11 protein-coding genes are annotated in these 11,411 nt (G+C 68.6%); 3 read left to right on the top strand and 8 right to left on the bottom strand.

Annotation, left to right across the window (positions count from 1 at the left end; genetic code table 11):
* Positions 1-157: 157 nt before the first annotated feature.
* From ACIBD9_RS30415 to ACIBD9_RS30380, 8 genes are all read right to left on the bottom strand, one after another.
* Complete coding sequence (locus ACIBD9_RS30415) at positions 158-1,411, bottom strand: iron-containing alcohol dehydrogenase (protein WP_396722820.1); 1,254 nt, start codon at positions 1,409-1,411, stop codon at positions 158-160.
* Positions 1,404-1,562, bottom strand: coding sequence for a hypothetical protein (locus ACIBD9_RS30410; protein WP_396722818.1), 159 nt, complete (start codon positions 1,560-1,562; stop codon positions 1,404-1,406). Before ACIBD9_RS30410 ends, ACIBD9_RS30415 begins: the two co-directional genes overlap by 8 nt.
* A complete protein-coding gene (locus ACIBD9_RS30405) occupies positions 1,559-3,019 on the bottom strand; it encodes an NAD-dependent succinate-semialdehyde dehydrogenase (RefSeq protein WP_396722817.1) in 1,461 nt (486 codons plus the stop codon). Before ACIBD9_RS30405 ends, ACIBD9_RS30410 begins: the two co-directional genes overlap by 4 nt.
* Positions 3,020-3,268: 249 nt before the next feature.
* The gene (locus ACIBD9_RS30400) at positions 3,269-4,345 is read right to left on the bottom strand and encodes an ABC transporter ATP-binding protein (protein ID WP_396722815.1); all 1,077 of its coding nucleotides are present in this window, start codon (positions 4,343-4,345) and stop codon (positions 3,269-3,271) included.
* Positions 4,345-5,412, bottom strand: coding sequence for an ABC transporter ATP-binding protein (locus ACIBD9_RS30395; protein ID WP_396722814.1), 1,068 nt, complete (start codon positions 5,410-5,412; stop codon positions 4,345-4,347). The genes ACIBD9_RS30400 and ACIBD9_RS30395 overlap by 1 nt, the downstream gene beginning before the upstream one ends.
* A complete protein-coding gene (locus ACIBD9_RS30390) occupies positions 5,412-6,323 on the bottom strand; it encodes a carbohydrate ABC transporter permease (RefSeq protein WP_396722811.1) in 912 nt (303 codons plus the stop codon). Before ACIBD9_RS30390 ends, ACIBD9_RS30395 begins: the two co-directional genes overlap by 1 nt.
* Entirely contained in the window at positions 6,323-7,273 is a 951-nt protein-coding gene (locus ACIBD9_RS30385; protein WP_396722810.1) for a carbohydrate ABC transporter permease, read from the bottom strand. Before ACIBD9_RS30385 ends, ACIBD9_RS30390 begins: the two co-directional genes overlap by 1 nt.
* Positions 7,270-8,676: an extracellular solute-binding protein gene (locus ACIBD9_RS30380; RefSeq protein ID WP_396722808.1), complete on the bottom strand. Its 1,407-nt coding sequence runs from the start codon at positions 8,674-8,676 to the stop codon at positions 7,270-7,272. Before ACIBD9_RS30380 ends, ACIBD9_RS30385 begins: the two co-directional genes overlap by 4 nt.
* Before the next feature lie 417 nt (positions 8,677-9,093).
* On the opposite strand from ACIBD9_RS30380, the gene ACIBD9_RS30375 reads away from it, so the two are divergent.
* The 3 genes from ACIBD9_RS30375 (at position 9,094) to ACIBD9_RS30365 (ending at position 11,337) form a co-directional block, all read left to right on the top strand.
* The gene (locus ACIBD9_RS30375; RefSeq protein ID WP_396722807.1) at positions 9,094-9,837 is read left to right on the top strand and encodes a GntR family transcriptional regulator; all 744 of its coding nucleotides are present in this window, start codon (positions 9,094-9,096) and stop codon (positions 9,835-9,837) included.
* An 89-nt stretch (positions 9,838-9,926) separates the two neighbouring features.
* Entirely contained in the window at positions 9,927-10,496 is a 570-nt protein-coding gene (locus tag ACIBD9_RS30370) for a DJ-1/PfpI family protein (RefSeq protein ID WP_396722805.1), read from the top strand.
* Positions 10,497-10,515: 19 nt separating this feature from the next.
* Entirely contained in the window at positions 10,516-11,337 is an 822-nt protein-coding gene (locus tag ACIBD9_RS30365; protein WP_396722804.1) for an alpha/beta fold hydrolase, read from the top strand.
* Positions 11,338-11,411: the final 74 nt, after the last annotated feature.

Below are 11,411 nucleotides of genomic sequence, written 5' to 3'. Positions count from 1 at the left end.
CTAGGGTGGCGGGGGGGTTCCGGGGGGGTTCCCCTCTCCCCGTCCACCCCAATTCGGGGAACCGCAGGGGGCGGCGCCCCCGCCCGGGCCAACCCCCCGGGGGGGGCCCCGGGCGCCCCCGCAGCCCGATCGGCGTGAACCCCTCCGACCGTCCACGTCAGGTGAAAGGCCGGTCACCATCTCTGCTCGACGTCAGCAGGTGTCGGGTCCGGTCCCCGGTCCAGGCCGCTTCGAGGATCGCGGTCAGGCTGGCGGTGTCGGTCGGGCCTGGGTGGTTCTGGATCAAGCGGGTGACGCCACTCGCCATCTCCGCGAAGCGCGGAAGGTCGGCGCGTGCCACACCGATGTCCGCCAGGGTGGGCGGGATGCCGATGTCGGCAAGGAGCCCGTCAAGCCAGGTGAGGAACGTATCCGCGGCCTCGGCATCCGAGGCGCCGGTCACGTCCAGCCCGCACACCCCGGCGAGGATGGCCAACCGGTCGCCGATGGCATCCCTGGCCGCGTCCAGCGCGTAGGGCAGTAGTAGCCCGACGCCCAGGCCGTGCGGCGTGTGCGTGGCTGCGCCGATGGGGTACTGGAGGGCGTGCGGGGCCGCGTTGCCCGCGTGGGAAAACGCGAGCCCGGCGAGCATGGACCCGTAGGACATGTCCGCGCGCGCGTCCGTGTCGCCTCCGTCCCTGACGGCACGACGCAGGCTACGGGCGATCCGCTCCGCGGCCAGGAGCGCGTAGTGGTCGGTGATCGGGTTGCGGCCGAGGAACACCTGCTCCACCGGGTCGCGCGGTCCGTGGGCCCGGGGTCGCGCGGTGTAGCTCTCCACCGCGTGACAGAACGCGTCGATGCCGGAGTGGGCGGTGACGGTCGCAGGGCAGGTGTAGGTGAGTTCGGGGTCGACGATGGCGAAGTCGGGCACGATGTGGACGCTGGAAACCCCCACCTTCAGCTCGCGGTCCGGGTCGGTCAACACCGAGACGGGTGTGAGCTCGGAGCCGGTGCCTGACGTCGTGGGGACCGCGACGAGAGGCATCGTCGGTCCCGGCACCTTCGACTCGCCGTAGAAGTCGCGCGGCGTCCCACCGTGGCGCCGGATGACGCCGACGATTTTGGCGAGGTCGATCACCGTGCCACCCCCGATGGCGAGGATCACGTCGGCGTCCATCCCGGCGGCGACCGAGACGGCCAGGGCGACATCGGCGAGTGGCACGTCTGGAGTCGCGTCGGAAAACACCTCGACGACATCGACCTTCTCCCGCACGGCGGCCACGATCTCGGCCACGCCCGGCTGCCGCAGGAGAACCTGGTCGGTCACGATGAGGACTCTCGAGCCACTCTCGGCCACCACTCGTGGGATGTTCTGCGCGACCCCTTCGCCCACTATCAGCTGGCGTGGTCCGCGGACGGTCTCAAGCATGTCGGTGCCTCTCCGGAACGTCGGCGGCGATGTGCGGGGCGGACGTCCCGGTCACCTGCGAGACCGGGACGGCGTCGGCGAGGTTGGCCGCCCGGGTGGCGCAGGCGCGCACGCCGGACGCCCGGACTCGATCGAGCGGCAGGCCGGTCACGGTAGGTCGATCGCCACGTAGGTGAGGTCGAGGTACTCGAGGATGCCCTCGTGCGACCCCTCCCTGCCGATCCCGGACTGCTTCACGCCTCCGAACGGAGCTGACGGGTCCGATATCAGACCACGGTTGATGCCGAGCATCCCCGTATCCAGCCCCTCGGCGAACCGGAGCGCCCGCTGGAGGTCACGGGTGAAGACGTACCCGGCCAGGCCGTGCTCGGTGTCGTTGGCCTTCGCCATCACCTCGTCGTCGGACGTGAACGAGATGATCGGTGCCACCGGGCCGAAGATCTCCGCCTGCAGCATCCGCGCATCGGCGGGCACGTCGGCGAGGACGGTAGGCGGGTAGAAGTGGCCCGGCCCATCCGGACGCTCGCCGCCCACCACGACCCGGGCGCCGCGATCGACCGCGTCGGCGACGAGCTCGTCGATTTTGGTGACCGAGGCCTCGTCGATCAACGCCCCGACGTCCACGCCGTCGTCGAGACCGTGGCCCACCGAAAGCGCGCCCATCCGCTCGGCGAAGCGCGCCGTGAACTCCTCGCGCACCGACTCCTCGACGTAGATCCGGTTGGCCGCGATGCAGGACTCCCCGATGTTGCGCATCTTGGCCACCATGGCACCGTCGAGCGCGACGTCCAGGTCAGCGTCCGCACAAACGATCAAGGCCGCGTTGCCGCCCAGTTCCATGGAGGTACGCAGCACGTTGTCCGCAGCCTGTCGGAGCAGCACGCGCCCGACCTCGGTCGACCCGGTGAACGACAGCTTGCGGGTCCGACTGTCGGCTAGCAGAGCCGAGACCACCGCGCCGGAATGCTTGGTGGTCACCACGTTGACAACGCCCGGAGGGACTCCGACCTCCTCCATGATGCGGGCCAGCAACAGCATGGTGAGTGGCGTCTGGCCTGCTGGCTTGGTGATCGTCGTACAGCCCGCGGCCAGCGCGGGAGCGATCTTGCGGGCACCCATGGCCAACGGGAAGTTCCAGGGCGTCACGAAGACGCACGGTCCGACCGGCTTCGGCACGGTGAGGATGCGGTACCCACCTGCGGGAGCAACGTTGTAGCGCCCCTCGACGCGCACCGCCTCCTCGGCGAACCAACGGAAGAACTCGGCGCCGTAGGCCACCTCTCCCCGAGCCTCGGCGAGCGGCTTGCCCATCTCGAGCGTGATCAGCCGGGCGACCTCCTCGGATCGCTCGGTCAGTGCCCGGTACGTCGCGGTCAACAACTCGGACCGTTTCCGCGGCGGGGTGGCCGCCCACTGCGCCATTGCCGTGCTCGCGGCGTCGAGAGCGGCGAGCCCGTCAACGACATCGGCGTCCGCCACCTCGGCGATGGTCTTGCCGGTGGCCGGGTCCTCGACGGCAAAGGTGGCTCCGCTTGCGGCGTCGCGCCAGGCGTCGCCGATCCGGAGCCGCCGGTGCTCGGGGGCCAGGACGTTCATCGGGTCACTCATCGCGTCGCCTCCTGTGATCTTCTTGGTGATGTCCGGCGTGCCTCGGCGATCGCGCTGCGCGCGTACACGGACGGGTCACACGCCCTCGTCGGGGCGGCGAGTTGCCGAGCGGGTGGCCCTGGCCCGCGCCACCGATCGCCTTCTCGGGCCACGGCCGGCTCAGCGTCGTCAGGCCGCGTGCACTGATGACGGTCCGTCGAGGCTCGATCGCCACGTGCGGGCGCATGGTGCCGTCGCCGCCCCGCCCGCTTACCGCCCAGCCTCGGACAGTGACAGCCCGGTGCCCGCATCGAACAGGTGCGCACGGTCCAGGTCGACCGTGACAAGCAGCTGCTCGCCCGGCGTACCGGTGACGGTGGGTCGTGCCTTGACCTTGAGGACCTGCTTCCCCACTAGGACGTCGACCACCGTGCGGTCACCGAGCGGCTCAAGCCCGTAGAGCTCACCCGACAACGACGCGTTACCACGCTGCTCGACGGACAGGTCCTCGGCGCGCAGGCCCAGCAGCAGGGCACGACCGTCCTCAGCCGTGGTCCAGCGGGGCCGCGGCAGCGTCCAGCCTCCCTCACCGACCAGGCGGTCTCCCTCGGCGTGGCAGGCGAGCAGGCTGATCGGCGGGCTCCCGACGAATCCCGCGACCCACTGGTTGGCGGGACGCTCGTACACCTCGGTTGGTGTTCCGACCTGTTGCACCTTCCCCTCCTTGAGGACCGCGACCTGGTCGGCCATGGACAGAGCCTCGACCTGGTCGTTGGTCACGTAGACGAAGGTTGCTCCGAGGCTCCGGTGGATGCGGGTGAGCTCGGTGCGCATCTCGACGCGAAGCTTGAGGTCGAGGTTCGTCAGCGGCTCGTCCATGAGAAACGCGCGCGGGCGACGGACCAGCGCCCGGGCCAGGGCGACACGCTGCATCTCACCGCCCGACAACTGCGCGGGACGACGCTGCAGCAGACGTTCGATGTGCAGCAGGCGCGACATCTGCTCGACGGCGGCGGCGATCTCACTCGACGAGCAGCGGCGTGCCCGCAGCGGCGAAGCGATGTTCTCGTACACGGTGTGTCGCGGGTAGAGGGCGTAGCTCTGGAAGACCATGGCCAGGTCGCGTGCGGCCGGGGTGTCACCGGTCGCGTCCCTGCCGTCCAGATGCACCGACCCGGCGTCAAGCTTCTCCAGGCCTGCGATCGCTCGCAGGGTCGTCGTCTTGCCTGCCCCGGAGGGCCCGAGCACGACGAAGAACGAGCCGTCCGGTACGTCCAGCGTCACCCCGTCCAGGGCCTGGACCTTGCCGAAGGACTTGCACAGCCCGTGTGCTGCCACGGTTCCCATCAGGCCACCAGTTCTTCCGTGCTCACGTCGTAGACCGCCGGGGTCCCGCCGGTGTGCCGCAGCCCGACCGTTGCGTCAGCGGCGAATCGGACAGTCGGTGGCATCCGAACCCGGACGTCGCGCTTGCCGCTGTGGTCGACCACGTAGATGATTTCGTCGCCCAGCCACTCCGCCGAGACCACGCGGGCCGGGACCGAGCGTTCCGCCCCTGGTGCGGTCACTTCCAGCGCCTCCGGCCGGACGCCGGCGACCAGGCGACGGTCACGGGACAGGCCTGGCGGTGGCGTGAGGACCAGCCCGCCCTGACCGCGCAGCTTCCCGTCGGCCACCTCCACCTCAATGAGGTTCATCGGCGGGGAGCCGATGAACGCGGCACAGAAAAGACTCGCCGGACGGTCGTAGACCTCCAGCGGCGTGCCGATCTGCTCGACGCGGCCCTTGTTGAGGATGGCGATCCGGTGACCGAGCGACATCGCCTCGACCTGGTCGTGGGTGACGTAGACCATCGTCGCCCCCAGTTCCCCCTGCAGGTGCTTGATCTCCGTGCGCATGTCCGCCCTCAGCTCCGCGTCCAGATTGGTGAGGGGTTCGTCCATGAGGAATGCGCGCGGTCGTCGTACCAGGGCGCGAGCAAGCGCGACGCGCTGCTGCTCCCCGCCGGACAGCTGGCGCGGTCGTCGGTCCAGGAGCGGCCCGAGCCGCATCAGCCGGGCGGCCTCGTCGACCCGTTTGTGCACCTCGCCCTTGGGCAGCCCTTCGGCCCGCAGTGGGAACGCCAGGTTGTCGCGGGTTTTCAGATGCGGGTAGAGCGCGTAGAACTGGAACACCATGGCGATGTCGCGCTCGGCGGGCGGCAGGTCGTTGACCAGCGTGTCGCCGATGCGGATGTCGCCCGTCGTCTGCCTCTCCAGGCCGGCTATGGCCCGCAGCGTGGTCGTCTTGCCGCAACCCGAAGGGCCGAGCATCACGAACAGCTCGCCGTCGCCGATGGACAGGTCCACGTGGTCAACCGCGACCGTCCCGTCCGGGTAGCGCTTGTGCAGGGCGCTCACCTCGATGCCCGCCATCAGCGTCGCACCGCCCCGAGCGTCACACCGGCGATGAGGTGCTTGCGCACCAGGTACGCGAAGACGAGTACCGGTAGGGCGAACACCACGGAGGCCGCGGCCACGAGGCCCCAGTCCGTAGTGGTGCCACCGATGAGGCCGGCGATCGCGGGCGGTGCCGTCCGCACGTCGTCGCTGGAGGTGAGGAAGGTGGCGAACACGAACTCGTTCCACGAGAAGATGAGTGCGAAGACCGCCGTCGCGGCGATGCCGGGTACGAGCAGCGGCAGGGTGTATCGCCAGAACGCCTGCAAACGGGTGTAGCCGTCGAGCATGGCCGCGTCCTCGTACTCCGCGGGCACCTCGTCGACGAACCCCTTCATCATCCAGATCGTGAACGGGACGTTGAACGCGGCGTAGATGAGGATCAGGCCGAGCTTGCTGTCGATGAGTCCGACCTGGCGGTACATGAGGAAGATCGGGATCACGACCACCACGGGCGGCATGAAGCGGGTGGACAGGATGAAGAACAGTTGGTCCTTCTTGGCCTTCACGGCGAAGCGTGAGTAGGCCCAGGCCGCCGGGACCCCCAGCACGGTGGCGAGCACCGTGGAGACCCCGGCGACCACCACCGAGTTGAGGAACGAGACGGACAGGGCCGAGCGACCACCGCCGGGGGCGACGAACACGTCCTTGAAGTGGGCCATGGTGACGTCGAAGTCGAAGAACTTTGCCGGGATGGCGTAGACGTCGCGGTTCTCCTTGATGGACGTCTCGATCATCCACAGCACCGGGAAGAGCATCACGACGGCCAGCACGGTCAGCAGCGCGACCTCCAGCGCGGAGCGGCCCCGGCCGCGAAGGCGGCGTGTGGGAGGCGTGTGATCCCGGGCGGGACCTGCGGACACGGCCTCGTCGACGGAGACGGCCATCAGCCCTCCTTGAGCTTGTTCAGGTAGCGCAGGTAGAGCTGCGTGAGGACGATGACGACGAGGACCATGAGAATCCCGTACGCCGAGGCGGTTCCGGTGTTGAAGCCCAGGAACGCGACCTTGTAGATGTGGAACGACAACGTCTCGGTGGAGACACCCGGACCTCCGTTGGTGAGGATGTAGACGAGGTCGAACAGCCGGAAGGCCTCGATGGCCCTGAACAGCACGGCAATGAGAAGCAGTGGCCACACCAGCGGAAGGGTGATGGTGCGGAACCGGAACCACTCGGACGCCCGGTCGATCGAGGCGGCCTCGTAGAGGTACTTGGGCACCGCGGTAAGGCCGGCAAGTGCGATGAGCATGATGAACGGCGTCCATTGCCAGGTGTCCACCACGACCAGGGAAAGCAGTGCCGTCCGCTGCCGGGTGAGCCACTCCACCTGCCCCAGACCGACCGAGCCGAGCATGCTGTTGATCACGCCGAACTGCGCGTCGAGCATGAATCGCCAGAACAGCCCGATCACTACCGGCGACAGCATCATCGGCACCAGGAACAGGGTGGTCAGCAGTCCTCGCCCGTGCGTGCGTCGGGAGATCAGGTAGGCGATGCCGAAACCGAGCACGGTCTGCAGGCCGACCGCGCCGACCACGTAGATCAACGTCGTCAAGGCCCTCGTGTGGACCTGCGCCGACGTCAGGATGGCGGTGTAGTTCCCGAACCCGACGAAGTTGGCGGGCCCTCCGCGGGTGGCCGAGTAGTCGGTGAAGGACAGGTACAACGCCCACAGCAACGGGAACACCGACATGGCGAGCAACAGCAGCATCGCGGGGGAGATGAAGGCAACGGCGAGCCCGCGGTCGCCCAGCCGGCGGGACCGACCCCGGGCAGGTGGCGGGGCGGACGCCACCTGCCCGGGGTGCTCGGTCGTCAGAGGGACGGCGTCACTCACAGTCCGCCGCCGCCCTTGCGGCTGCTGGAGTCGAGCACGCTCTGCTGCTCCTTGGCGATGTCGTCGAGCGCGTCCTTCGGCTTCTTCGCACCGTTGAGAGCCGCGTTCACGTTGGTGTTCTCGATGTTGACGAGGCGGGCGTACTCGGGCACGTTCCACATGTCCCGCATGCGTGGGACCGAGTCGGTGTACACCTGGTTGAACGGCCCGGCATTGAGGAACTCGGGCGACTGCAGGGCGTCCGTACGCGACGGCACGCCACCAGCCGCGGCCCACTTCTTCTGGATGTCAGCCCGCTCGAACCACTCCATAAAGTTCAGGGCTTCGGCCTGGTTCGCCGTGGAGGAGTAGGCCGACACGTGCATCCCCATGCCGCCGAGAGGGACCAGGTTCGTCTTCTGGCTCGGCAGGGTGGCAAAGCCCAGCTTGTCGAGAATTTGCTCCCGTGTGGTGCCGAGCGTCGACTGCTTCGGATCGAGCAGGCCGCCGCTCGCCGCGATCCAGTTGAACGCGATGCAGGCCTTGCCCTGGGCGACCGCCGCGTTCACCTCGTCGATGAACCAGTTACCGGAGCCCTTGGCGGTCAGCGGCTTCATCTTGTTGACCAGGACGTCCATCGCCTCCTGGCCCGCAGCGTCGTTGAGGACGCCCTCGATCTTGCGCGACTTGGAGTCCCAGAGGTTGCCGCCGTAGACGCCGTTGACCGTGTTGTAGGTGACGGCCGCGGCGTCGGAGCCGTTGGCCTGGTGGAAGGCCAGCCCGCTGACGCCGGGGTTGTCCGCCTGGCATTTCTGAGCGGCTGCGATCATCTGGTCCCAGGTCTGCGGTGGCTTGTCGCCGATCAGGTCCTTGCGGTAGATCATCGTCCAGGTGTCGCCGAGCAGCGGCAGTCCGTACAGGCTGGCGTTTTCGTCGCGCTTGCCGGTCTCCGCCTGGGGGTACTGGCCGTAGGCGGCCAGGAGGTACGGGTTGTAGGCCGTGACGTCGATGTTCTTCTTGACGAAGTCGGTGAGGTCGAGGATGTTGCCGTTCGTCACGGCCTCGCCGATGTGTTGCGAGTCGAGGATCGCGATGTCGAAGTCGGTCTTGCGCGCGGCGAACTGGGTGAACATCGCGTCGTGCCAGTTCGCGTTGGGCACGGTGTTGACCTTGATGGTCGCGTTCGGCCGTTCCTTCTTGTACTCCGCGTTCGCGAAGTCTTCGAGCGCGTGGGCGGGGGGCCAGTCGAACCAGATGAAGCTGAGGGTCAGCGGGTCCTTGGTGAGCTCCGGGATGGTCGCCGGCGCCTTCGGGGCGCTCGCCTTCGCGCCGTCGTCCTTGCCGTCGCCGCAAGCCGCCACGGTCGTGGCCACCAGCAGCATGGCCGCCGTCGCCAGCTGCACCTTTCGACCGGGTATGGACATGCGTCCTGTTCGCTTCGGATGCCGCATCTTCTTGCCTGCTTTCTGGGTGGGGACTTCTAGAGCCTCGCTATGTGCTTCGCCGAGCAGTTGCTGGGTGGTTCAGGCCTGTTGCCGGGCTGTCGCGCGGGCCGACCCGCGGATCGGCGTCACGAGTGCGCCGCGATGCACCGGGTCTTCATGCGGTCGAGAGGTCGTTCGGCCCAGCTGCGGCCCGGTGACGAACCGAGCAGGACGTCGAGCATGCTCGTGGGAGCTCCAGGTGATCGAAGTAGGGCGGTGGCGGGCGGTTCCGCGATGGTGCAGATGGCGGGCGCCCGTCGCTTTTCCTATACGATCGCGTGGGGGCGTCAGCATGTCGCAGCGTTGTGACTGGTGTCAATAGGTTCCCGAAGTCGCAAGGAAGGACCTCACGTCACGATGGACGACGAAGCGATGACCGCGCGGGGCCGTAGGGCCGTGACGGGCGGAATGCCGCCGGGCAGATCGGGCGGCCGGCTTGCCGACGAGGTGTACGACACGCTGCTCGGACAGCTGATGTCGCTACGGATCGAGCCTGGCTCCCGCGTCACGATCGACGTCCTGGCGCGAGAGCTGGGGGTCTCGCAGACGCCGATCCGAGACGCTCTGAACCGCATGGAGGCCGAGGGCCTGGTCGTGCGTGTGCCCCATGCTGGCTACCGCATTCCCCCCCAGATCACCCGTCACCGATTCGAGGACATGCTCGAGGTCCGCCTGCTCCTCGAACCCGCGGCGGCGCGCAGATCCGCCGAACGCGCATCCTCGGAGCAGGTGGCCGGCCTGCGACGAATGCTGGAGGAGATGGCCGAGCTGGAGGGGGGCAGCGGGCCGATGGCCTATGGCGCCTTCGGGCTACGCGACGCCGCCTTTCACGATCTCGTCGCCCTGAGCGCGGAGAACCAGGTCATCCGTGAAGCGCTGGCCCGCCTGCACAGCCACGTGCACCTCTTCCGGCTTCACCACGACACCCAGGTCACTCACCTGGCCATGGCCGAGCACGAGCACGTTGTGGCCGCGATCGCCGCGCGTGACCCCGACGCCGCCGCCTACGCGATGCGTCGGCACATCCTGCGCTCCGGCGAGCGTTTCCGTCGATTGTTCGACGAGATCGAGAACGCGGACGGAACGGCGGTAGAGGCTTGACGGGCGCGCCGGGCCGAGGAATGCTAACTCAATCCTGATCGGATCGGATTGGATCCACCTCACCCGCCCCCAGACGCGAGGAGAAGCAGGTGCCCAGAGCGCTGCTCCTGACCGGCGACGCCGCCGAGGAGCTCGACACCATGTATCCCTACTATCGCGTGCAGGAGGGCGGCTGGGACGTCGACGTCTCGTCACGGACGATGCGCGACGTGCAACTGGTCATCCACGAGTTCGACCCCAACTCCGACGCCTACGTGGAGAAGAACGGTCGGAAGCTGCCGGTCGACGTGCCCTGGGCCGAGGTCGACGTCGAGCGCTATGACGCCCTCATCATCCCCGGAGGACGTGCCCCCGAGTGGATCCGGGTCGACGCCGACGTCAGGCGCATCACCGAGCACTTCTTCGCGCGCAACCTCCCCATCGCGCTGGTGTGCCACGGCGCGCAGGTCCCAGCGGTGTACGGGCTACTAAAGGGTCGAAAGACGGCGTGCTTCCCGCCCATCACCGGTGACATGGAGAACGCGGGCGCGACGGTCATCGACGCTCCCGACGTCGTCGACGGCAACCTCGTCTCCTGCCGGGGGTGGCCCGACATGCCGCAATTCGGCAGGGCGATGATGGAGCTCTTTGCGAAGTCCGTCAACCCCGCATCGGCATGAGCACGCCGGTCCTGCCCTGGTGACGGCACTTCGGACCGTCACAGTCGACGGCTCCCCCGTCCACGTCCTGGAGAGCGGCACCGGGCCCGCGGTGCTGATGCTGCACGGCTCCGGACCCGGCACGACCGGGTCCGGCGCCTGGGCGACGACGGCGCAGGCGCTGGGCACGTCCTGGCATCTGGTGGCTCCTGACCAGGCGGGGTTCGGCCGTACACCAATCCCGGCCGGCTCCAGGGGCCTGCTCCGGCTGTGGACGGAGCAGGCCGCGGGCCTGATGGACGCTCTCGGAATCGAGCACTACGCCGTGGTGGGTCACTCCATGGGCGGTGCCGTGGCGCTGGCGTTGGCGGCCGCGCGCCCCCAGCAGGTCACCCGTGTCGTGGCGGTCTCGACGATGGGCGCCCCCGGGGCGCCGCTGTCCGCCGAGCTCGACGCGGTCTGGGCCGCCCCCGCCGGTCCGCTCGGAGCACGAGACATGCTGAGTCGCCTCGTCCTCGACCAAGCGCTCGTGACCGACTCGGCCGTCGACGCCCGTGCCGCTGCGATGCGAGCGGGGGAGACCGCATTCGCGTCGTTGTTCCCTCCACCCAGGGCACGATGGGTCGACGAACTCACCCTCTCGGCGCAAACGCTGGCAGCGGTGCGCGCGCCCGTGCTGCTCGTGCACGGTGCCCAGGACCGAGTCACCCCGCTCGGGACGGCAGCCCAGCCCCTGCTCGAACACCTGGCCGATGTCCGTCTGCATGTGCTCGGCCGATGCGGGCACGTGCCGGCGATCGAGCACCCGCACGAGTTCAGGCAACTGCTGTCGTGCTTCCTCCGCCGGGACCGAGGTCACTGATTGCCGCGGCACGTCGGCAGCCCGTGCTCAAGCAGATCAGCATCAAGCAGACGCGATCCGCGCAGAAGCTACTG

The sequence above is a fragment of the Micromonospora sp. NPDC050784 genome (assembly GCF_044456765.1).
GTDB lineage: Bacteria > Actinomycetota > Actinomycetes > Mycobacteriales > Micromonosporaceae > Micromonospora > Micromonospora foliorum.
Note: the sequence above shows the minus strand (reverse complement) of the source record. Positions and strands in the feature narration are given on the sequence as shown.

Bases quoted from the DNA above. Each gene is read 5' to 3' on its own strand.
- ACIBD9_RS30375 (WP_396722807.1), top strand. From the start codon at position 9,094: ATGGACGACGAAGCGATGACCGCGCGGGGCCGTAGGGCCGTGACGGGC.
- ACIBD9_RS30405 (WP_396722817.1), bottom strand. From the start codon at position 3,019: ATGAGTGACCCGATGAACGTCCTGGCCCCCGAGCACCGGCGGCTCCGG.
- ACIBD9_RS30395 (WP_396722814.1), bottom strand. From the start codon at position 5,412: ATGGCGGGCATCGAGGTGAGCGCCCTGCACAAGCGCTACCCGGACGGG.
- ACIBD9_RS30400 (WP_396722815.1), bottom strand. From the start codon at position 4,345: ATGGGAACCGTGGCAGCACACGGGCTGTGCAAGTCCTTCGGCAAGGTC.
- ACIBD9_RS30380 (WP_396722808.1), bottom strand. From the start codon at position 8,676: ATGTCCATACCCGGTCGAAAGGTGCAGCTGGCGACGGCGGCCATGCTG.
- ACIBD9_RS30415 (WP_396722820.1), bottom strand. From the start codon at position 1,411: ATGCTTGAGACCGTCCGCGGACCACGCCAGCTGATAGTGGGCGAAGGG.
- ACIBD9_RS30390 (WP_396722811.1), bottom strand. From the start codon at position 6,323: ATGGCCGTCTCCGTCGACGAGGCCGTGTCCGCAGGTCCCGCCCGGGAT.